This window comes from Pseudomonas sp. URMO17WK12:I11 (assembly GCF_007677725.1).
Taxonomy (GTDB): Bacteria; Pseudomonadota; Gammaproteobacteria; order Pseudomonadales; family Pseudomonadaceae; genus Aquipseudomonas.
The window spans coordinates 1-21,698 of record NZ_VEDF01000012.1 but is presented as its reverse complement, the minus strand read 5'-3'; the positions used below and the strand labels follow the sequence as shown (position 1 = coordinate 21,698).

The following is a 21,698-nucleotide window of genomic DNA, read 5'->3' as shown; positions in this document are numbered from 1 at the left end:
CCGTCATTCAAATACTGGCATATTGACCCAAGGCAACGTTACCCCAGGAACATCCGATAGGCCGGATTAGCGGTCTCATCCCAATAGCGATAGCCCATCTGCTCCAGCGCCTGGGGAAAACCAGGCTGTTCATCGGCCGGCACCTCCAGCGCGGCGAACACCCGCGCCTCGGCCGCGCCATGGTTGCGGTAGTGGAACAGGCTGATGTTCCAGCGCTTGCCCAGGCGTTCCAGAAAGCCCAGCAAAGCCCCGGGCCGCTCGGGAAATTCAAAGCGCAGCACGCGCTCATCGGTGCCGGGCGTGGCGTGCCCGCCGACGGTGTGACGCACGTGCAGCTTGGCCAGCTCGTTGTCGGTCAGGTCCAGCACGCGGTAGCCCTGCTCGCGCAAACTGGTCAGCAAACCTCCACGCGGATCGTGCTGGGGGTGGGTCTGCACGCCGACGAACAGTTGCGCTGGCTTGCCGGGTTGACAGCGATAGTTGAATTCGGTGATCTGGCGTTTGCCCAGCGCCTGGCAGAACGCGCGGAAGCTGCCGGGACGTTCGGGGATGGTGACGGCGATGATCGCTTCGCGCTGCTCACCCAGTTCGGCACGCTCGGCCACGTGACGCAGGCGATCGAAGTTGACGTTGGCGCCAGAGTCGATCGCCACCAAGGTCTGCCCGCGCACGCCTTCGCGGGCTACGTATTGCTTGATCCCGGCCACGGCAAGCGCACCGGAAGGCTCGGTGATCGAGCGAGTGTCGTCGTAGATGTCCTTGATGGCCGCGCACAGCTCGTCATTGCTGACGGTGAGCACTTCATCGACGAAGTGCCGGCACAGCTCGAAACAGCACGCCCCGATCTGCGCCACCGCCACGCCGTCGGCGAAGCTGCCGACCTGCGGCAGGATCACCCGCTCACCGGCTGCCATGGCCGCCTGCAGGCAATTGGAGTCGTGCGGCTCGACGCCGATCACCTTGACCTGCGGGCGCAAGTATTTGACGTAGGCGGCGATGCCTGCGACCAAGCCGCCGCCGCCCACCGGAACGAAGATCGCATCCAGCGCACCTGGCTGCTGGCGCAGAATCTCCATGCCCACGGTACCTTGCCCTGCGATAACGTCCGGGTCATCGAACGGCGGCACGAACGTCGCGCCGCGTGTGTCGGCCAATTTCAGCGCATGCGCCAGGGCATGCGGGAAACTGTCACCCTGCAGCAGCACCTGCCCACCCCGCGAACGCACACCCTCGACCTTCAACGACGGCGTGGTGGTGGGCATGACGATGGTCGCCGTGATGCCCAGGTGGGCGGCCGCCAGCGCCACCCCCTGGGCATGATTGCCGGCCGACGCGGTGATCACGCCGCGCGCGCGCTGCTCGGGGCTCAGCCGCGACAGCCTTGTGTAAGCGCCGCGGATCTTGAACGAGAAGGTCGGCTGCAAGTCTTCACGCTTGAGCAACACCTGGTTGCCGAGGCTTGCCGATAACGCTAGGGCGGGCTGCAAGGGCGTTTCGATGGCCAGGTCGTACACAGGGGCAGAGAGAATCCGTCGCACCTGCTCGGACAACAGCTGCTGAGGACTGACAGAGGTACGGGGGCTGACGTTGAGGCTGGTCATCGAAGGCAACTCCTTGGCGTTTGTTTCGTTGCCCAGGAGTCAGAGATAAGAAACCCGCCTCCAGGGCGGGTTCGGTGCACGTAAGCGCTAGCCCGCCAAACTGATAATGGCGGTAATGATAATGGCGTTGACGTGCGGGAAAGTGTTCATGGGTTGCGACGTTATCGCGCCCGGCACGAGCAAGTCAACACTTGGCCTGTTGCGCCGACAGCGGCACATCGAAGACCTTGTCGAAGCCCCATTGGAAAACGAAGGCATAAACGAAGAAGAATATGAACAGCGCCAGGTTGGTCAGCAGCGCCGCCCACAGCGTCACATCCAGCCAGTAGGCCACCAACGGCAGCAAGATCAGCACCAATCCACCCTCGAAGCCCAGCGCATGCACGACACGCCGCAGCAGTGTGCGTTGCCGTTGCGCCTGGCGTGCCTCCCAGCGCTCGAACACCCAGTTGTAGGCCATGTTCCAGCTCATGGCGATCGCCGACATCAGGACCGACAGCACGGTCGACTGGGCCATCCCCGCAGCGAAGGCGAACTCCAGCGCCGGCGCCACACAGGCCACGGCGATGGCCTCGTAGAGAATGGCCTGGACGACCTTGCGCGCCTTACCTTGCATGATGAGCTCCTTCATGGATTCGGCCCATCAAACTACGCGATACGCGGCGCAAGCAAAAGGGCGACCGCCGGCACTGTGCAAATGCCCAAATCGGTATACAACTTTCGAGTGGGGTACCTGTCAGAGAACTTCGTTCAGGAATTTGCACAAGGATTTTGACCATGGCGTACTGCGTGATGATGGTATTCGGTACCCGCCCCGAAGCAATCAAGATGGCGCCACTGGCCCGGGTACTGCGAATCTGGCCGGAGGTCGAGCTGCACATCTGCTCGACCGGCCAGCACCGCGAAATGCTCGAACAAGTGCTCACCGCGTTTGGCCTGAGCGTCGATCAGGACCTGCAGGTGATGACCCAGAACCAGACGCTCAACAGCCTGTCGCGCGACCTGCTCGACAAGCTCGACCACGCCTATGAACAGGTCAAGCCTGACATCGTGCTGGTCCATGGCGACACCACCACCAGCTTCATCGCAAGCCTTGCGGCGTTTCACCGGCACATTCCGATCGGTCACGTCGAAGCCGGCCTGCGCACTGGAAATCTCCAGCAGCCCTGGCCCGAGGAAGCCAACCGGCGCCTGACCGGGGTGCTTGCCGACCTGCACTTCACCCCAACCCGAGATTCAGACGCCAACCTGATTCGCGAAGGCGTACCGCCCGAGCGCATCGAGGTCACCGGCAACACGGTCATCGATGCCTTGCTGTGGATGCGCGATCACCTGGCCGAGCAGCAATGGCAACCCAGCGCCGAATCACCATTGAGCGCGCTCGACCCTGGGCAACGGGTGGTGTTGATCACCGGTCACCGCCGGGAAAACTTCGGCCCCGGCTTCGAGCATATCTGCCTGGCCCTGGCGCAGCTGGCCGAGCAGTACCCGGATGTACAGTTCGTCTACCCCGTGCACCTCAACCCGCAGGTGCAGCACGCGGTGTATGGACATTTGCCCAAGCGCGACAACATTCACCTGATCGCACCGCAGGACTACCAGCACTTCGTCTGGCTGATGAACCGCGCCTACCTGATCCTCACCGACTCGGGCGGGGTGCAGGAGGAAGCTCCGGCGCTGGGCAAACCGGTGCTGGTGCTGCGCGATGTCACCGAACGCCCGGCCGTGCTCAAAGGCGGCACGGTCAAGCTGGTCGGCACCCAGGCCGAGCACATCGTGGCCCACACCCGTCTGTTGCTCGACGACCCGGCTGAATACGCACGCATGGCGCGTATCTACACACCGTTCGGCGACGGCCATGCCAGCGAACGCATTGCTGAACGCCTGAGCCTCTGGTTCGCGCAAACCCATACTCCACGAGAAGACGCATGAGCCTGGCTTTCATCGATTTCATCACCTATGTCCTGTTTGGCCTCAAAGCCCTGGCAATCGTCCTTGCTTCGCTGATGTTCCTGCTGGGCCTCGACGACCTGTTCATCGACCTGTGCTACTGGATTCGCAAGCTGGTGCGGCGCTTTCGCATCTACGATAAACACGAGCGCGCCGACGAGAAGCGCCTGTTCGAGGTGCCCGAAAAACCGCTGGCGATCATGGTGCCGGCCTGGAACGAGGTCGGCGTGGTGGGCGAAATGGCGCGCCTGGCCGCCTCGACCATCGACTACGAGAACTACCAGATCTTCGTCGGCACCTACCCCAACGATCCGCAGACCCAGGCCGATGTCGATGCGGTGTGCCTGCACTACCCCAACGTGCACAAGGTGATCTGCGCGCGGCCCGGCCCCACCAGCAAGGCCGACTGCCTGAACAACATCATCGACGCCATTCTGCGCTTTCAGGACGACGCCCGTATCGAGTTCGCCGGTTTCATCCTGCATGATGCCGAAGACGTGATTTCGCCCATGGAATTGCGCCTGTTCAATTACCTGCTGCCGAACAAGGACATGATTCAGATTCCGGTGTACCCGTACGCGCCGGAGTGGAAGGGTTTCACCGCCGGGCACTATGTCGATGAGTTCGCCGAGAACCACGGCAAGGACGTCATCGTGCGCGAAGCCTTGACCGGCCAGGTGCCCAGTGCCGGGGTCGGGACCTGCTTCAGCCGCCGGGCCATCAGTGCACTGCTCGAAGAAGGTGATGGCATCGCCTTCGACGTACAGAGCCTGACCGAAGACTATGACATCGGTTTCCGCCTCAAGCAGAAGGGCATGAAGTGCATCTTCGCCCGCTATTCGGTGACCGACCCGGCGCTGGCCCTCAAGCATGACTGGCGCCTGGGCATGAGCCGTCACGTCTCGCAGGTGATCTGCGTGCGCGAGCACTTTCCCCGCGATTGGCATCACGCCATTCGGCAAAAGTCGCGGTGGATCGTCGGCATCGTGTTTCAGGGCACCAGCTCGCTGGGTTGGAGCCGCACCGCGGCGCTCAACTACTTCCTCTGGCGCGACCGCCGCGGACTGTTCGCCTACCTGCTGAGTTTTCTGGTCAACCTGCTGCTGCTGGTCCTGCTGGCCATGTGGCTGGTGACGGTGATCGCGCCCGACGCCTGGCGCTTCATGTCGATTCTCAGCGACAGCCAACTGCTCACCGCCCTGCTCTGGCTCAACGGCGTGCTGCTGATCAACCGCCTGTTCCAACGCGGCTGGTTCGTGACCCGCTACTACGGTCTGTTCGAGGGCCTGCTGTCGGCACCGCGCATGATGTGGAGCAACTTCGTCAACTTCTTCGCCAACCTGCGCGCCCTGCGCCAGGTCATGGAACTGGGCGATGCGCGGCGCGTGGCATGGGACAAGACCACCCATGAATTCCCGGCCCTGGGCTCGCCACGGCGCACACCGCTAGGCCAGCGCCTGATTGAAAAAGGCTATATCAGCGAGCAGCAACTGCAGCAGGCCATCACCAGCCCGGTGCGTCGCCGCCTGGGTCGCGAGCTGCTGTTGCGCGGCTGGCTGACCAGCGAGCAGCTGGTGCAGACCTTGGCCGAGCAACTGGACATGCCTTGGGCGCCGCTCAACCCCTTCAAACTGGACGCTCAGTTGATCGCCAAGCTGCCACGCCGACTGGCCACGCACTATGGCGTGCTGCCGGTGGCCGAAGACGGCAAGACCTTGGTTCTGGCCAGCGAAAGCCCGGTCAGCCAGGTGTCGCTGGGCGTCATCAGCCGGCAGCTCAAGCGCCCGGTCAGCTGCCGCCTGGCGCCCCAGGGCCGCGTCACACTGGGCCTGCGTTATCACTACCCTAGCCGTTGGCAGAAGCCGGAAACCCACGAAATGTTGAAGGTACTGGAGCGTCATCAGGACGACGCCGATTTGATCGAACGGGTCAGCCAGCATCAAGTGATGCTCGGCGGCCTGCTGCAGCTGCGCGGTATGGTGCCAGTCACCTTGTTCAACCAGGCGTTGATCGACTTCGATGCCGAGCGCCAGAGCCTGGGCGAGCACCTCATCGCCCGCGGCATCATCACCGAGAACGTGCTGCAACAAGCGCTCGCCGAACAGGCCAGCGAACAGCAAGCTGCCTATGACCTGACCCGGGAGGTGGCATGAAGCCGCGCCTGTCCATCACCCTGTCCAGCCTGCTGCTGTGCTCCACCGCCCTGCCCAGCCTGGCCGCACCGTTGACCGAGTTTCAACGTTTCACCAGCTACCCGTTCATGGAGCGTGGCTATCGCGAAGCAAAGAAGGACAACTGGAACGAGGTCGAGCGCCTGACCCGTCATGTACTGGCGCGGGTGCCCGGCAACGACGAGGCCCGGGCGCTGCTGATCGAGGCGCTGGCCCATCAACGCCGCTACCAGGACGCCGAGAGCCAGGCCCAGCAACTGAGCGACGATGCGCAGAACGCCGACGCCTTGCTGGAGCTGCGCCTGACCTGGATCGCGCAGGATCCGCCGCCAGCCAGCCGCGTCGAAGCCTGGCTGGCCAGCAGTGCCGGTGCTCAGCGCGTGCGCCTGTGGCAAGCCTACAGCCTGAGCCTGACCAGGCACGGCGGGGCCAGTGAGGCATTGGCCTGGCTCAACCAGTTGCCGGCCCATGGCGACGATCAGGCCTTGCGCCTGGCTCGGGCCAACTTCGCCGAGCAGTTGCGCAATTGGCAGGAGACCGTCGAGCAACTGCAGCCCCTGGCGGCCAAGGGGCAACTGCCGGTCGAAGACTGGCAGCGCCTGGCCAACGCCTATGTCCAGCAACTGGATGACCAGGGATTGCAGCGCCTGCTGCAAAGTGCGCCGTCTGCCGCCATCGCCAACCGCTACCGCCTGGCCATGGCCAACCGCGCCATCGCCGTGGGTCACAACCAGCAGGCCCAGCGTTGGCTGCAACAGTTGCCCAAAGCGCAATTGCAACAACCTGAGCAACGCCAGCAACTCTGGGAGCTGGCCCGCGAAGGCGATGACGCGGCGCTGGTCCTGCGCCTGAGCAACGACCTGCAGCGGCCGTGCCTGGAAACCGTCGACTGGCTGTCGCACCACGACCCAGTGCTGGCTCGCGAACAGTTCAAGGGCTGCAGCACAGACGCCGAGCCACGCGCCTACGCGGTATTGCGCCAGCGCTTGTATGGCGATCCGCCACAGCCGCGCACGGCGCGCCAGTGGGAGCAACGCTACCGGCAAAGCGGTGATTTGCAGGCCCTGGAGCAGGCCAGCTACCTGTTGCTCGAGCAAGGTCAGCGCGAGCATGCCCGGCGCCTGCTCGAACAGGCCTACGACCGCCGCAACGGGCGTTTGACCGCCTCGCTGCTGCAGCGCCTGGGCAATCTGTACGCGCGTGACGACGGCCCGCTCGACAGCCGGCGCATGGTCAGCCTGGCGCCCAAGGTCGACGCCCAGACCCGCGCGCAACTGCTTGGTCGTCTGGCCGAAAACGAACAGTGCGATGCCGTCCAACAGGCCATCGTCGGCAAGCCCAGCGAAGCAGGCCAATACCGCGCCCTGGGCCGCTGCGCGATGCCCGCGCACCCAGGCGAAGCCGTGGTCTACTACCAGGCAGCCGAACGCCTGGGCGATCGTGACAGCCGCTTGCCGTTGGCCTATGCCCTGGAAGCGGCCGGCGATTCCCAGGGTGCCTTGGCGATCTGGCGCGAACTGCCGGCCGCGGCCTGGAACGACAATGCACGCCTGACCGCCGCGCGCGGCGCGTTGAACGCCGGGGACAGCGCCGCGGCCCGCCACTATTGGGATGCCGCGACACACCGCAGCGCTGACGACTGGAGCCTGGGCGCGGCAATTGCCCAGGCTCAAGGGCAGAGCGCCGAGGCCTTGGCGATGCAGCGCCAGGCGCTGGCACACCAGCCGCAGGCCGAGCACTACTACGCAGCGGCCAGCACGGCCCAGTTGGCAGGCGACAGCGCCCAGAGCAGCGCCTGGCTGGCCGAGGCCGTGCGCTTGGCACCGACACAGCCGCGCTACCGCGCCGACTACGGCATGCGCCTGGCAAGCTCGGCGGACAAGGCCCAGCGCCTGGCGTCGATCCCGTACCTGCAGCAGGCGACACGCGACTACCCGGAAGATTACCGCCTCGGTGAAACCCTGGCGGTCCGCTATGACGAGGCCCAGGACAGCGCCGCGGCACGGCGTGAGTTGCGCCGTGTGCTGGACGTGGAAGATCAGGTGGTCGACGGCGACGATGAATATGGCAGCCTCGAAGCCCGCCGATACCGCCAGCGCCGCGCCCATGAAGCGTTGTCGCGACGCGATACCATCACCCTGGCCAGCACCTGGTCGCCGGGCGGCAGCTCGACCAACGACCGTTTCCTCGAAGACGGCGAGCGCAGCACTGGTAAACGGCGGGCCCGCTCGCAGAACGTGCAGATGGCCATGTGGGACCATGCCTTGGGCGACCAACCGAGCCGCGACGGCAGCACCGTGTCGGTCTACGGCCGCGTGCTGTTCGGCGGCCAAGGCCGCAGCGACTACGGGCAGAGCCTGGGCACTGGCCTGGGTCTGCGCTACAAGCCGCTGGGTCACGCCAACCTGAACCTGTACGCCGAGCTGTACCACCAACGGCAAATCGACCAGGCCCACGACAACGGCCTGAGCCTGGGCGAGCTGCTGAGTCCGGCCAAGGTCGGCGGCAACTGGGGCGATTTGCGCCACCATGCGACATCCAGCAATGACCTGCTGCTGCGCGCCACCGCGTCGCTGCTCGACCAGGGCGAGTGGCGCAACGATTGGCGCGTCGATCAGGATGACTGGAACGAGCGCTTCCTCTACCTCGATGCCGCCTGGTGGACACGCGCGGGCGACCATGCCTGGCTGTCGCGCTATCAACAAGGCCATGCCTGGAAGCTGCCGGGCACTGCGGCGCAGACCCTCATGCCTTATGGTTTCGTCGAGTTCGCCAGCCAGGACCCGAGCAACGACTGGCGCCAGGATGCGCGCGCCGGGGTGGGTGTGCGCTGGCAGTGGTGGTTCGACCAGGACCGCTACAATGCCTACCGCGGCTCGCTCAAGCTGCGCGCCGAATACCAGCAGTCGCTGGGCGGCAATCTCTACGAGCGGGCCAACGGCGTGCTGGTGGGTGCGGAGATGACCTTCTGATGCGTACCTTGCTTGCGCTCTGCCTGCTGGCCTTGTGCCTGCCGACGATGGCCGACCAGCGCCTGCTGTACCAGCCGTTGAACCGCGATGCCAGCGTCACCGCCGAGCAGTGGCGGCAGTTGTGGCGCGCGACCAGGGCCCAAGGCGGACACACCCTGATCGTGCAGTGGACCGCCCACGGCGACAGCGATTTCGGCGGTGCCCAGGGCTGGCTGGCCAACAGCCTGCGCGAAGCCCAAGACCAAGGGCTGGAGCTGGTGCTGGGTCTGTACATGGACCCGGCGTACTACCAGCGAATCGAGACCCTCGACAGCGCTGGTTTGAGCAGCTATTGGAAGGCCCAGCTGGGCCGTTCGTTTAGCCAATATCAGCAACTACGCAAGGCGTGGCGCTTGCCGGCGGTCGGCTGGTACCTGCCCATGGAGCTCGATGACCTGCGCTTTCAGGATGCCGACCGGCGCAAGGCGCTACGCAATCAGTTGCGGGTCTTCGCCCGGCGCCTGGACCAGCCACTGCACCTCAGTGCGTTCAGCGCTGGGCACTTGTCGGCGCGAGTCAACGGGGCCTGGCTGGATCAACTGGCCGGCTTGGGCTTGAATGTCTGGTGGCAGGACGGCGCTGGCACCGGTCAGTTATCTGCGTTGGTGCGACAGAGCTACGAGCAGGCGCTGCCCTGCCGGATCGGTGTGGTGCGCGAGGCGTTTCGCCAGGTGAGTGCGCCAGGCCAGGCCTTCAAGGCCGAGCCGATGGCGCCGCAGTACGCCAACGGCTGCCATGCCGAAGCGGTGTTCTCCCTGCGCTATCGGCCTTGGGCAAGGGGCGTGCTGCACTACAATTGAATTCGCCCCGCTTGCGACCAGGAGCCACGGATGTTCGACACCCTTGAAGAACACGTGCGCCAACGCGTCGCCCCAGCGTCCCTGCGGGCCGAGTTCCGCCAGCACGAGTTCGTGGCCATGCGCCCGTTCTGCCGGCTGGTGTTCTCGGTCAGCATCCTCATCTGGCTGGTGTTCGACCTGATCGTCAGCTTTCTCGGTGGCCAGGGCTTCACCTGGCTCTCGTGCCTGTTCATCGCCCTGCTCTGCGGGCTTACCGTGATCCTGCACTTCACCTGGCGCAGCCAGCACTTCGATGTGCTCAACCTGCTGTTCATCGCCGTGATCACCTTGGGCATGCGCCTGGTGATCGAAGGCATACCGGTGGCGCTGCGTCCGGTGTGGCTGGTACTGGGCGTATCCACGGTGCTGTATGCGCTGTCGCTGCTACCGGTGCGGCGCTGGTCGTTCTTCTGCGCCATGCTGACGACCTGGGCGATGCTCAACCCCTTCTACCACACGCGCATCACCCTCGCGCAGCTCGAAGGCGCGATGCTGGTCAGCTACGCAGTGTTTCTCAGTGCCCTGGTGAGCTACAGCTACCTGCAGATGCGTCGGGCCAAGTTGCACAACTTCTATTTTTCCAAGGTGCTGCTGGACCAGGCCTACGTCGATGCCCTGACCGAAATACCCAATCGCCGCGCGTTCATGACCCAGGCCGAGCGCCGCTTGCGTTCGGCAATACCTGGGCAATACCTGGCAATGATCGACATCGACAATTTCAAAAGGGTCAACGACCGCTTCGGTCATGACGTGGGTGACGAGGTGCTCAAGCGGGTTGCGCAACAGATTCGCGCAGGCGTGGGCGGCCATGCCTTCGGCCGGTTGGGCGGCGAAGAGTTCGCGATCTTTTATGAAGGGCTTGAGCAGGGTGCAGCCGAGCAGCACGTTGCCGCCTTGTGCCAGCGCGTGAGGGAAGACCCTGGGCAACCACCGGTAACCATCAGTATCGGCCTGGCGCCGGTGCTGGGTGATGAAAGCCTGAGCACGGCATTGGTACGCGCCGATCAGGCACTGTACGAGGCTAAACGCAGTGGCAAGGACCGTTTCGCGCTGTGGCGGCCTGAGCAGTAGGCGGATGGCAGCGACGCCGCTGCCGCAGCCTGTGATCAACCACCACGGGGCAGGCGAATCCGAAACTGCGCGCCGCCCAGGGCCGACTGCGCCACGCTCAGGGTTCCGCCCTGCCCTTCGATCGCCCGACGACTGATCGCCAGCCCCAGTCCAAAGCCGCCGGTACTGCGATCACGGCTGCGGTCCAGGCGGTAAAAGGGTTGGAAAATGCGCTCACGTTCTTCAGGCGGAATGCCGATGCCGTCGTCTTCCACCGTCAACAGGCAGGCGCCGTCTGCTTCCAGGCGTAGCCGCAGGAGCAAGCTGCGGTCACAGTAGCGCATGGCGTTACGCACCAGGTTCTGCACCGCTCGCGCCGTCAGTCGCGGGTCGAGCACGAAGCGCGGCAGGTTGCCTTCGGCCTGCACCTCCCATTCGATTGATTTGGCCTCGAGCTCCTCGGCAAAGCCGCCAAGCACGCTGTCGACCAGCTCCAACAAAGACACCTCGACCCGCTCCCTGGCCTGATCGGCATTGTACAGGCGACTGTAGGACAGCAGTTCCAGCACCAGCTCATCCAGCTCGCGCACGTGCCCGACCAGTTCCAGCAGACGCTTGCGACTGCTCGCAGGCACCTCGTCGAACAGCAGCACCAGACCGAAATCCAGGCGTGTCAGCGGTGTGCGCAGCTCGTGAGAGACCGCATCGAGCAGCTCGCGCTGCTGGTTGACATGGCGCTCCAGGTCAGTGGCCATGGTGTCGAACACCCCGGCCAGTTCGCCGATGTTGGAGTGCGGCGAGATATGCGTGCGCTCGGCCATCTGGCCCTGACCCAGACGCCTGGCAGTTTCTTTGAGGCGCTCCAGGTCGCGCCAGTGTGGCCATACCCACAGCAGCAGGCAGCCCAGCAGCGCAGCGCCGATCAGCACCGTCACACCCCAGGACAGCACGTTGATGTCCAGCGGGTCAGGCGCTGCATGCAAGCGTACCAGCCACTGCTCGTCCAACGGCGCCAGGACCGTCTCGTAGTAGCCCCAGTCGGCGATGCGCACGGCGTACTGACCGTGTTCAAGGCGCGCCCTCTCCTGGGCGCTGAGCCCCGCTTGATCGATGCGCAGCAGATCGACCTGCAAGGGTGCGAATACTTCGGCCAATTCGTGTTGCACGGCTGGCCACTGTTCCCGCGGAACCTGCCTGAACTGGCGCACGATCAGTGACTGAACGCCCTTTGTCTGATCCAGGTTGTAGGCCATGAAGCGCTCATGGAACAAGCCGACGATCGCATCCGGAATCAGCAGCAACGCACCGGCATAAGCGACGATGATCAGCAGATACAGGCGGATCAGGATCTTCAGCATGCTCGCTCAGCACTCCCACTCGACACGGCTGAACAGATAGCCCTTGCCCCACACGGTCTTGATCTTGCGCGCTTCACCAGCGCTGTCATCGAACTTGCGCCGCAGCTTGGAGATGGCCACGTCCACCGAGCGGTCGGTGCCGTTGAACTCGATGCCACGCAGCTGCTGAAGGATTCGGTCACGGCTGAGGACTTCACCGGCATTGCGCGCCAGCACCACCAGCAGGTTGTACTCGCCACTGGACAGCTCGACCTCCTCGCCGCGCCAACTGACCAGGCGCTCGGCCAGATCGATGCGCAAGCCGCCGATGAGGATCTGGTGGCTGTCCAGGCGCGGTTCGTTGACGCTGCTGCGGCGCAACAGGGTGCGAATACGGGCCAGCAGCACCCGCGGCTCACAGGGTTTGGTCACGTAATCGTCAGCCCCCATTTCCAGGCCCAGCACCTGGTCGTGGCTGTCGTCACGCGCGGTCAGCATCAAGATCGGCAAGCTCAGCGAGGCCTGGCGCAGCAGCCGGCACAGTTGCAGCCCATCGATGCCCGGCAGCATCAGGTCGAGGATCACCAGGTCGGGGGTTTCCTGCCTGAAGGCGTCCAGGACCTGATCCCCGCGGGCGATGACGCGCACCTGGAAATCGTTGCGTTGCAGGTAGCTGGCGATCAGCTCGGACAGCGCGCTGTCGTCTTCGACCAGGAGGATGTTGGGCATAGGCGGCAAGACAGAGGTGGGGGATTGGCCGTGCAGAGTATAGAAAGCTACTCACCTGCAGGACTGTTCTTAACACTTTTTCACACAGGTCCTACAGCTGCTAACAGCAATCCAGGGAACGCTTGCCTTAGGATAGGCCGGTCATTATCGGAAGATCCGTATGCCTACCACCCTCCCCCCACGCCTGCGCGGCGTCGCGCTGGCGGCGTTGTTCGCCTTGTCGCTGGCCGGCTGCGACGACGCCGCCGACCAGCAACCTCAACCGCCCACGCCGCAGGTGCGGGTCGAAACCCTGCAACCCCAGGCCCTGGCCATCAGCACCGAGCTGAGCGGGCGTATTCTTGCGCCGCGTACCGCCGAGGTGCGCGCGCGGGTCGCTGGCGTGGTGCTCAAGCGCGTCTACCGCGAAGGTAGCGATGTGAAACAGGGCGACGTGCTGTTTCTGATCGACCCGGCACCGTTCAAGGCCGACTACGACAGCGCCCGCGCCGTGCTGGCCAAGGCGCAGGCGAGCGTCTATCAGGCGCGCCTGCAAGAGCAGCGCTACCGCCAGTTGGTCGACGACAAGGCAGTCAGCCGCCAGGAATACGACAACGCCCGTGCGGCCTTCCTGCAAGCCGATGCCGCCGTGGCCGAAGCCAAGGCGGCGCTTGCGCGTGCACGCCTGAACCTGGGCTATGCCACGGTCACCGCGCCGATCGCCGGGCGCATCGGCCGCGCCCTGGTTACCGAAGGTGCGCTGGTCGGGCAAAACGAGCCAACGGCGCTTGCGACCATCCAGCAGCTCGACCCGATCCATGCCGACGTCACCCAGTCGACCCGTGAACTCACTGCCCTGCGCCGTGCCCTGCGCGCCGGCGAATTGCAACAGGTCGATGAAGGCCAGGCGCGCGCTTCGCTGATCCAGGACGACGGCAGCGTCTATCCGCTGCCAGGCAAGTTGCTGTTTTCCGATATCAGCGTCGACCCAAGCACCAACCAGATCACCTTGCGCAGCGAGTTTCCCAACCCTCAGCTTGACCTGCTGCCTGGCAGCTACGTGCGGGTGCGCCTGCAACAAGCGGTGCAGCGCGATGGCCTGAGCGTGCCGCAACGGGCCGTGCTGCGCGACAGTGCCGGCGTACCCAAGGTGCTGGTGGTCGATGACCAGGCGCGGATCAGCGAGCGCCAGGTAGTGCTGGGCAGCGCCCAGGGCGATCGCTGGGTGGTCAGCGAAGGTTTGCGCGCCGGCGAGCGGGTAGTGGTCGAGGGGCTGCAGCACGTCAAGGCCGGCGATCAGGTTCAGATCGCCGCCGATACCCCATCCATCGTCCAGCACAACGGCCAATGAGGGCCTGATCCATGCCGCAGTTCTTCATCGAGCGCCCGATCTTCGCCTGGGTGGTGGCGCTGTTCATCCTGCTTGCCGGCGCCCTGGCCATTCCCCAGCTGCCGGTGGCGCAATACCCCAACGTGGCGCCGCCGCAGATCGAGATCTATGCCGTATACCCAGGCGCCTCGGCGGCGACCATGGACGAAAGCGTGGTGAGCCTGATCGAGCAGGAGCTCAACGGTGCCGACAACCTGTTGTATTTCCAGTCGCAGAGTAGCCTGGGCAGCGCCACCATCACCGCGACCTTCGAGCCGGGCACCCAGCCGGATCTCGCCCAGGTCGACGTACAGAACCGCCTGAAGGTGGTGGAGTCGCGTTTGCCGCGCCAGGTGACCCAACAGGGTTTGCAGGTCGAGAAGGTATCGACCGGTTTCCTGTTGCTTGGCACCCTGACCTCGGAGGACGGCAGCCTCGACGAAACGGCGTTGTCCGACCTGCTGGCGCGCAACGTGATGAACGAGATCCGGCGCTTGAAGGGGGTCGGCAAGGCTCAGTTGTACGGTTCGGAACGGGCCATGCGGATCTGGATCGACCCGGCCAGGCTGATTGGCCTCAATCTCACCCCGGACGATGTGTCGGCGGCCGTCGCGGCGCAGAACGCCCAGGTCGCTCCCGGCAGCATTGGCGACCTGCCCGCGCGTGACACTCAGGAAATCACCGCCAACGTGGTGGTCAAGGGCCAGCTGAGCACCCCGCAAGAGTTCGCCGCCATTGTCCTGCGGGCCAATCCGGACGGCTCCACCGTCACGGTTGGCGATGTCGCGCGGGTCGAGGTCGGTGCCCAGGACTATCAGTACGGCACGCGCCTGAACGGCAAACCGAGCACGGCGTTCAGCGTGCAGCTGGCCCCCGGTGCCAACGCCATGCAGACCGCCACCCTGGTGCGGGCGAAAATGCAGGAGCTGTCGCGCTACTTCCCCGAAGGGGTCAAGTACGATATCCCCTACGACACCTCGCCGTTCGTCAAGGTGTCGATCCAGCAGGTCATCAGCACCCTGTTCGAGGCCATGCTGCTGGTCTTCGCGGTCATGTTCCTGTTCTTGCAGAACCTGCGCTACACGCTGATCCCTACCCTGGTGGTGCCTGTGGCACTGATGGGCACGTTTGCCGTCATGCTGGCGCTGGGTTTCTCGGTCAATGTGCTGACCCTGTTTGGCATGGTGCTGGCGATCGGCATCCTGGTCGATGACGCCATCGTGGTGGTGGAGAACGTCGAGCGGATCATGGCCGAGGAGGGTCTGGCGCCCAAGCAGGCTACGCGCAAGGCCATGGGCCAGATCAGCGGCGCGATCATCGGCATTACCTTGGTGCTGGTAGCCGTGTTCCTGCCCATGGCCTTCATGCAGGGGTCGGTCGGCGTCATCTACCAGCAGTTCTCGGTGTCGATGGCGGTGTCGATCCTGTTCTCGGCGTTCCTGGCCCTGAGCCTGACGCCAGCGCTGTGCGCGACCCTGCTCAAGCCTATCGACAAGGGTGAGCAGCATCAGCGCAAGGGCTTCTTCGGCTGGTTCAACCGCCGTTTCGAACGTCTGAGCGACGGTTACCAGTCCTGGGTCATGCAGGCGCTGCGACGCAGCGGCCGTTATCTGCTGGTGTATGGCGTGTTGCTGGCCGTGCTGGGCTTTGGCTTCAGCCAACTGCCGACGGCGTTTCTGCCCACCGAAGACCAAGGCTACACCATTACCGATATCCAACTGCCGCCAGGGGCCAGCCGGATGCGCACCGAGCAGGTCGCCGCACAGGTCGAGGCGCACAACAGCGGCGAGGTCGGCGTGGGCAATACCACGGTGATCCTCGGCTTCAGTTTCTCGGGCAGCGGGCAGAACGCGGCACTGGCCTTCACCACGCTCAAGGACTGGTCCGAGCGCGGCGCCAAGGACAGCGCCCAGTCGATCGCCGACCGCGCCAGCATGGCGTTCTCCCAGCTCAAGGACGCGGTGGCGTTCTCCGTATTGCCGCCACCGATCGATGGCCTGGGCGAATCGACCGGCTTCGAGTTCCGCCTGCAAGATCGCGGCGGGATGGGCCATGCAGCGTTGATGGCCGCTCGCGATCAACTGTTGGAGGGCGCGGGCAAGAGCAAGATACTGGTGAACGTGCGTGAAGCGGCGCTGGCCGAAAGCCCCCAGGTGGAGCTGGAGGTCGACCGCCGCCAGGCCAATGCCCTGGGTGTGTCCTTCGCGGACATAGGCTCGGTGCTGAACACTGCGGTCGGCTCCAGTTACGTCAACGACTTCCCCAACCAGGGGCGCATGCAGCGGGTGGTGGTGCAGGCCGAGGGCGATCAGCGCAGCCAGGTCGAGGACCTGCTGAAGATCCACGTACGCAACAGCAGCGGCAAGATGGTGCCACTGGCAGCGTTCGTGCAGGCCAAGTGGGTCAGTGGGCCTGTGCAACTGACCCGCTACAACGGCTACCCGGCGGTGTCGATTTCCGGCGAGCCGGCAGCCGGCTACAGTTCCGGTCAGGCCATGGCCGAGATCGAGCGGCTGGTTGCGCAGCTGCCCGCTGGCGCCGGCCTGGAGTGGACCGGTCTGTCCCTGCAGGAGCGCTTGTCCGGCAGCCAGGCACCGCTGCTGATGGCGCTGTCGCTGCTGGTGGTGTTCCTGTGCCTGGCGGCGCTGTACGAAAGCTGGTCGATCCCCACCGCCGTGTTGCTGGTGGTGCCGTTGGGGGTGTTGGGTGCGGTCTTGGCGGTCACGCTGCGCGGCATGCCTAACGATGTGTTCTTCAAAGTGGGACTGATCACCCTGATCGGCCTGTCGGCGAAGAATGCGATCCTGATCATCGAGTTCGCCAAGAGCCTGGTCGATCAGGGCATGGATGCTGCCGATGCTGCAGTCCAGGCGGCGCGCTTGCGACTCCGCCCGATCGTCATGACCTCGCTGGCGTTCATCCTCGGGGTGGTGCCATTGGCCATCGCCAGCGGCGCCAGCTCGGCCAGTCAACAGGCAATCGGTACAGGGGTGATCGGCGGCATGCTCAGCGCGACCTTGGCGGTGGTGTTCGTGCCGGTGTTCTTCGTCGTGGTCATGCGCCTGGCCGGCCGTGCTCGAGCCAAGGCTGAGCGGGCAGCGCCTGAGCAAGCCTGACTGGACAAGCTGCGCGTCGAATGAGAGGGTTCCGGGCCTACCTGCCCGGGACCCTTTTTTACATGACCGAGACCCTGCCCCCCTGCTCCATCCTGATCCTCGCCGGCGGTCGCGGCCAGCGCATGGGTGGTCGCGAAAAAGGCCTGCTGCCCTGGCGCGGCGAGGCCCTGATCGCACATATCCACCGCACGGTGCGGCCGCTCACCGACGATCTGGTGATCTCTTGCAACCGCAACCAGCAGGCTTACGGCCGTTTTGCCGACCAACTGGTAGGCGATGCGGAGGCGGGGTTCCCTGGCCCGCTGGCCGGGGTCATCGCCGGGCTCAAGGTAGCCAGGCATGACTGGCTGGTGGTGCTGGGGTGCGACGCACCGTTGATCGATCAGGCCCTGATCGCAGCGCTGCGCCAGCAGGCCGTGGCCGCAGCCAGCGCCGCCATGGTGCGCCAGGGTGGCTATTGGCAGCCCATGTTCAGCGTACTGCCGCGCCGGCTGCTGCCCCTGCTTGAACAGGCCTGGGCCAGCGGCGAACGCAGTTTGCACAAAGCCCTGCTGCACGAGCCGCTGCAGGGGTTGGCATGTGCCGAGGGTGACCTGCGCCTGAGCAACTTCAACAGCCCCGAGCGCTTGCAGGAGTGAGCCACGGGGCTGACGCCCGGCGTCGCGGGCATTGCCGATGTGCCTTACAATGCACCATGCCCGTGCCATCCAGCGTTCAATCATGATCCAGTCCGATCTCGATCTGTTCGGTCCACAGCCGCAGCGCCTGGCCAGCCATACCGTGCTGCTGCCTGGCTTTGCCCTGGACGTGGTCGAGCCATTGCTCGACGCCTTGCGACCGGTGCTGCGCGCCGCGCCGTTCCGGCACATGCAGACGCCGGGGGGGCTGAACATGGCCGTGGCCCTGAGCAACTGCGGCACATTAGGCTGGGTCAGCGATGCCAGGGGCTACCGCTACAGCCCTACCGATCCGCTGAGCGGCCAACCCTGGCCGGCGCTGCCCGAGGTGCTGCTCGACCTCGCCGGTCGCGCTGCCGGCACAGCTGGGTTCGACGCATTCGTACCGGACGCCTGCCTGATCAACCACTACCTGCCCGGCACTCGCCTGAGCCTGCACCAGGACCGTGACGAGAAAGATTTAGCTCAGCCGATCGTCTCGATCTCCCTCGGCCTACCGGCCGTCTTCCTGTTCGGCGGGCTGCAGCGCGCCGAGCGTACCCAACGCATCGCTCTGAACCATGCTGATGTGCTGGTGTGGGGCGGTGAAGACCGACTGCGTTTTCACGGCGTTCTGCCGATCAAACCCGGTGTGCACCCGCGTCTGGGCGAACGGCGCATCAACCTGACCCTGCGCAAGGCCGGCTAAACCGCTCCCGTCGACATCTCCTACAGGCTTATGGGAAGCGCCACCCTCCCCTGAGAAGCCATTCCTCGATAGTGTTCGAGCGGGTTTTTCAGGGAGATGCCCATTGTCCATTCAACCCGCTCTGCGCTACAGCTTTCAGGCACTGGCAGCCGATACCGAATTCGAAGTGGTGTCGTTCACCTTCGATGAAGCCTTGAGCCAGCCTTTTCAGTTGCAGCTTGAACTCGTCAGCCATCAAGACGATGTCGACTTCACCCGGCTGCTCGACCAGCCGGCGCTGTTCACCCTCTGGCAAGGGCAACGCCCGCTGCGTTACGTGCACGGCCTGGTCAGCAGCTTCAGCCAGGGTGAAACCGGCTTCTGCCGCACACGCTACCGTGCCCTCGTGGAGCCGCAACTGGCACGCGCCAACCTCAGGTCCAATTGGCGCATCTTTCAGCACAAGGCTGTCCCGCAGATCGTTCAGGCGATGCTCGAACGTCAGGGCATCACCGATACGCAGATAATCGCCACCGTCCCTCACGCGCAGCGCGAGTTCTGCGTGCAGGCCGGCGAAACCGACCTTGCCTTCATTGCGCGATTGCTGGCCGAAGAAGGCTTCGTCTACCGTTTCGCCCACAGTGCCAGGCAGCATGCCTTGATCATCACCGATAGCCTGGTGACCTTCGGGCTTATCAGCCATGGCCTGATCAAGCCGGCCGACGACCACGTGGTGCTTGACGAAGATGCCCGGGAGGCTGGCCCCGATCAGGTACTGTACCGCGCGAGCAGCGGCGGCGAGCAAGCTGAGCCGTGCCTGCGGCGCTTGCGTTACAGCCAACAGGTGCGCAGCGTTCGGCAGGTGCAGCGTGACTACACCTTCACCAATCCTGCCTATCGCCAGGAGCATCAAGCCTGCGCCAGCGGCGCTGCGCAGCCATCTGCGGACTACGAACGGTTCGATTATCCCGGGCGTTACCAGCGTGATGCCGTCGGCAAGCCGTTTACCGAAACCCGCCTCAATGCCTTGCGTCACGATGCCTGCATCGCTGAGGTCGAAGGCGACGACATACGCCTGCAAGCGGGCTTGAGCTTCACCCTCATCGGCCATCCGCGCGAGGATCTGAACGCCCATTGGCGCATCACCGCCGTATGCCACGAAGGCAGCCAGTTCACCAGCCTCGAAGAGGAAGCGAGCGGTGCCCAGCGCGGCAGCCATTACCAGCAGTGCGCCACCTTGGTTCCGCGCGGCATCGAATGGCGCCCGGCGCCGCTGGCCAAACCGCGCATCGATGGGCCGCACATGGCAACGGTGGTTGGCCCTGCCGGTGAAGAGATTTACTGCGACCCATGGGGCCGGGTCAAGGTCAGCTTTCCCTGGGACCGAGAAAGCCAGGACGACGAGTTCAGCTCCTGCTGGGTGCGGGTGTCGCAAGGCTGGGCCGGCGGTAGCTGGGGCTCGATGGCCATTCCGCGCATTGGCCAGGAGGTGATCGTCCAGTACGTCAATGCCGACCCGGACCAACCGATGATCACCGGCCGCACCTATTGCGGCAATCAACTGCCGCCCTATGACCTGCCTGAACACAAGACCCGCATGACCATCAAAAGCCAGACCCACAAAGGCGATGGCTTCAACGAGTTGCGCTTCGAGGATGAGCTGGGCAAGCAGGAGCTGTACCTGCACGCCGAGCGGGACCAGAACACCGTGGTCAAGCATGACCAGAGCACCTGGGTCGGGCGTAACCGGGCGGATGAGGTGAGCCGCGACGATCATCTGACAGTTGGCCGCGACCTGCAATGCCGGATTGGCCGCGATAGGGCCGATCGCGTCGGGCGCAGCGGCCGACTCGAGATCGGCCAAGACTGCCTGGTGCAGGTCGGCAAAGACCAACTGCAGTCCATCGGTGCCAACCAGCAGCTGACGGTCGGGGGGCGCAGCGAGGTGCTGATCAAAGGCGAGGCGACCGCCACCATTGGCGGTGGCGTGACCGTGCAAACCAGCACGTACCGGCTGCAGGCCAGTCAACGAATCGAGCTGGTGACACCTGGCGGCAGCCTGGTGCTGGATCAGCAAGGCATCACCCTCAATGGCCTGGCCCTGACCCTGCAAGGGCCGACCAGCGCGAGCGCCGGCGGATCAAGCAACGCGCTGAGCCTGGATCTGCAGGCCGAGCGCAGCGCCGGCTGCCAGGAACTCAAGCGATGAGCCGCTGCAGTGTGACCGAGCGGATCAGTAGCCATCTCAGGCCGGGCGTGCACTGCTATGTGCTGATCGACTTGCTGGCCCGGCCGACGGACAGCGAGCACTCGCTACTTGCGCACCTGCAACAGGTGATCGGCAACGACCAGATGATCGCGCTGGTGCGCCCAGACCTGGACCCGCGTACAACGCTGTGCCCAGTGCTTGCATGCCTGTCCTCGGTGGCGCAAACGGCGTTTGTGCCATTACTGAGCCTTACCGCCGAGGTGGCGCACCGCGACTTGTCACGCCGCAGACGCTTGATCTGTGGCTGGCTGCTCAGTGCAGCGCCGTTGGACACGGTCGCCGCTCAGATCCTCGACCTCTGCCAGCTGCCAATCGGCGCGGGCCCGCGCACGTTCTGTCCGATCTACGAACCGCTGCGTCTCGAGCTGCTGGCCGCCCAGCTTGAGCAGCCCGACCAAGGTCCTTGGTGGCCAATCGAGCAGTGGTTGTTCCTTGACAGCGCCGGGCACTTGACCGTCATACAGGGGCAGGCACAGGCGCAACATCAATTGCAGACGCTGGCCAATCCAAGCGTGTTGCACAACGACGTGGCGCAGATCGAAAACATTCTGATCGCCTGGCGCATTCTGCTAGGCGATCGCGGTGATCGGCCGCCGCTGCAATTGCCTGCCGGGGCCGCTACCCACATTTCACGCTGCGTAACCCGAGCACGCAGTCTCGGCCTGAGCACCAGCGCGGACATCGAGGTGCTGGTGTTGCATTGGCTATGCGTGCACCCGGAGCTTGAAGGTCTTCAACCCATACGCGCAATGCTCGACCAGGTGATTGAGCAACAGCGCCCGCTCGCGCCCATGCTGAGTCGGGTTTCCGATGCCAGTTGGCGACAGTGGCTAGCGCTGCTGGCACAGTCCGCAGGCCGCCCATGAACATCTCCGAACGCATCGCCATCGCCGTGGCCGAGTCTTCCCTGCCCTTGCACCGCTGCAAGGCCTG

General features: G+C 64.7%; 15 protein-coding genes. 11 read left to right on the top strand and 4 right to left on the bottom strand.

What is annotated here, in order from left to right:
- Nucleotides 1-38: 38 nt before the first annotated feature.
- Complete coding sequence (gene ilvA / locus FS665_RS19855; RefSeq protein ID WP_145192400.1) at nt 39-1,601, bottom strand: threonine ammonia-lyase, biosynthetic; 1,563 nt, start codon at nt 1,599-1,601, stop codon at nt 39-41.
- Nucleotides 1,602-1,785: 184 nt separating this feature from the next.
- Nucleotides 1,786-2,217: a PACE efflux transporter gene (locus FS665_RS19850; protein WP_145192397.1), complete on the bottom strand. Its 432-nt coding sequence runs from the start codon at nt 2,215-2,217 to the stop codon at nt 1,786-1,788.
- 161 nt (nt 2,218-2,378) lie between these two features.
- Between FS665_RS19850 and wecB the strand changes: the two genes are divergently transcribed.
- From wecB to FS665_RS19825, 5 genes are read left to right on the top strand one after another with little or no spacing between them, the layout of a single operon-like run.
- Nucleotides 2,379-3,533 (top strand): non-hydrolyzing UDP-N-acetylglucosamine 2-epimerase, encoded by a 1,155-nt coding sequence (gene wecB / locus FS665_RS19845; protein ID WP_145192394.1) that lies wholly within the window; start codon nt 2,379-2,381, stop codon nt 3,531-3,533.
- Nucleotides 3,530-5,704 (top strand): cyclic di-3',5'-guanylate-activated glycosyltransferase NrfB, encoded by a 2,175-nt coding sequence (gene nrfB, locus FS665_RS19840; protein ID WP_145192391.1) that lies wholly within the window; start codon nt 3,530-3,532, stop codon nt 5,702-5,704. Before wecB ends, nrfB begins: the two co-directional genes overlap by 4 nt.
- Nucleotides 5,701-8,694, top strand: a complete 2,994-nt coding sequence (locus FS665_RS19835) for a phage receptor (protein WP_145192388.1) — start codon at nt 5,701-5,703, stop codon at nt 8,692-8,694. Before nrfB ends, FS665_RS19835 begins: the two co-directional genes overlap by 4 nt.
- Complete coding sequence (locus tag FS665_RS19830) at nt 8,694-9,533, top strand: DUF4434 family protein (RefSeq protein WP_145192385.1); 840 nt, start codon at nt 8,694-8,696, stop codon at nt 9,531-9,533. The genes FS665_RS19835 and FS665_RS19830 overlap by 1 nt, the downstream gene beginning before the upstream one ends.
- A 30-nt stretch (nt 9,534-9,563) precedes the next feature.
- Nucleotides 9,564-10,643: a diguanylate cyclase gene (locus FS665_RS19825; protein ID WP_145192382.1), complete on the top strand. Its 1,080-nt coding sequence runs from the start codon at nt 9,564-9,566 to the stop codon at nt 10,641-10,643.
- 35 nt (nt 10,644-10,678) lie between these two features.
- Here FS665_RS19825 and FS665_RS19820 read toward each other — a convergent pair whose 3' ends face one another.
- Both FS665_RS19820 and FS665_RS19815 read right to left on the bottom strand, forming a co-directional pair.
- Nucleotides 10,679-11,980 (bottom strand): ATP-binding protein, encoded by a 1,302-nt coding sequence (locus tag FS665_RS19820; RefSeq protein ID WP_145192379.1) that lies wholly within the window; start codon nt 11,978-11,980, stop codon nt 10,679-10,681.
- 6 nt (nt 11,981-11,986) lie between these two features.
- Entirely contained in the window at nt 11,987-12,688 is a 702-nt protein-coding gene (locus FS665_RS19815) for a response regulator transcription factor (RefSeq protein WP_145192376.1), read from the bottom strand.
- Nucleotides 12,689-12,848: 160 nt separating this feature from the next.
- On the opposite strand from FS665_RS19815, the gene FS665_RS19810 reads away from it, so the two are divergent.
- The 6 genes from FS665_RS19810 (at nt 12,849) to FS665_RS19785 (ending at nt 21,631) form a co-directional block, all read left to right on the top strand.
- Nucleotides 12,849-14,018 carry an efflux RND transporter periplasmic adaptor subunit gene (locus tag FS665_RS19810; RefSeq protein WP_145192373.1) on the top strand — a complete coding sequence of 390 codons (1,170 nt, stop codon included), beginning with the start codon at nt 12,849-12,851 and terminating at the stop codon, nt 14,016-14,018.
- 11 nt (nt 14,019-14,029) lie between these two features.
- Entirely contained in the window at nt 14,030-17,152 is a 3,123-nt protein-coding gene (locus FS665_RS19805; protein WP_145192371.1) for an efflux RND transporter permease subunit, read from the top strand.
- Between the two features lie 62 nt (nt 17,153-17,214).
- Entirely contained in the window at nt 17,215-17,790 is a 576-nt protein-coding gene (mobA, locus tag FS665_RS19800) for a molybdenum cofactor guanylyltransferase MobA (RefSeq protein WP_145192368.1), read from the top strand.
- A gap of 82 nt (nt 17,791-17,872) precedes the next feature.
- The gene (gene alkB, locus FS665_RS19795; protein ID WP_145192365.1) at nt 17,873-18,517 is read left to right on the top strand and encodes a DNA oxidative demethylase AlkB; all 645 of its coding nucleotides are present in this window, start codon (nt 17,873-17,875) and stop codon (nt 18,515-18,517) included.
- A 103-nt stretch (nt 18,518-18,620) separates the two neighbouring features.
- Nucleotides 18,621-20,705, top strand: coding sequence for a type VI secretion system Vgr family protein (locus tag FS665_RS19790; protein ID WP_145192362.1), 2,085 nt, complete (start codon nt 18,621-18,623; stop codon nt 20,703-20,705).
- Nucleotides 20,702-21,631 (top strand): hypothetical protein, encoded by a 930-nt coding sequence (locus tag FS665_RS19785; RefSeq protein WP_145192359.1) that lies wholly within the window; start codon nt 20,702-20,704, stop codon nt 21,629-21,631. Before FS665_RS19790 ends, FS665_RS19785 begins: the two co-directional genes overlap by 4 nt.
- Nucleotides 21,632-21,698 lie beyond the last annotated feature (67 nt).

Bases quoted from the DNA above. Each gene is read 5' to 3' on its own strand.
- ilvA (WP_145192400.1), bottom strand. From the start codon at position 1,601: ATGACCAGCCTCAACGTCAGCCCCCGTACCTCTGTCAGTCCTCAGCAG.
- FS665_RS19850 (WP_145192397.1), bottom strand. From the start codon at position 2,217: ATGCAAGGTAAGGCGCGCAAGGTCGTCCAGGCCATTCTCTACGAGGCC.
- wecB (WP_145192394.1), top strand. From the start codon at position 2,379: ATGGCGTACTGCGTGATGATGGTATTCGGTACCCGCCCCGAAGCAATC.
- nrfB (WP_145192391.1), top strand. From the start codon at position 3,530: ATGAGCCTGGCTTTCATCGATTTCATCACCTATGTCCTGTTTGGCCTC.
- FS665_RS19835 (WP_145192388.1), top strand. From the start codon at position 5,701: ATGAAGCCGCGCCTGTCCATCACCCTGTCCAGCCTGCTGCTGTGCTCC.
- FS665_RS19830 (WP_145192385.1), top strand. From the start codon at position 8,694: ATGCGTACCTTGCTTGCGCTCTGCCTGCTGGCCTTGTGCCTGCCGACG.
- FS665_RS19825 (WP_145192382.1), top strand. From the start codon at position 9,564: ATGTTCGACACCCTTGAAGAACACGTGCGCCAACGCGTCGCCCCAGCG.
- FS665_RS19820 (WP_145192379.1), bottom strand. From the start codon at position 11,980: ATGCTGAAGATCCTGATCCGCCTGTATCTGCTGATCATCGTCGCTTAT.
- FS665_RS19815 (WP_145192376.1), bottom strand. From the start codon at position 12,688: ATGCCCAACATCCTCCTGGTCGAAGACGACAGCGCGCTGTCCGAGCTG.
- FS665_RS19810 (WP_145192373.1), top strand. From the start codon at position 12,849: ATGCCTACCACCCTCCCCCCACGCCTGCGCGGCGTCGCGCTGGCGGCG.
- FS665_RS19805 (WP_145192371.1), top strand. From the start codon at position 14,030: ATGCCGCAGTTCTTCATCGAGCGCCCGATCTTCGCCTGGGTGGTGGCG.
- mobA (WP_145192368.1), top strand. From the start codon at position 17,215: ATGACCGAGACCCTGCCCCCCTGCTCCATCCTGATCCTCGCCGGCGGT.
- alkB (WP_145192365.1), top strand. From the start codon at position 17,873: ATGATCCAGTCCGATCTCGATCTGTTCGGTCCACAGCCGCAGCGCCTG.
- FS665_RS19785 (WP_145192359.1), top strand. From the start codon at position 20,702: ATGAGCCGCTGCAGTGTGACCGAGCGGATCAGTAGCCATCTCAGGCCG.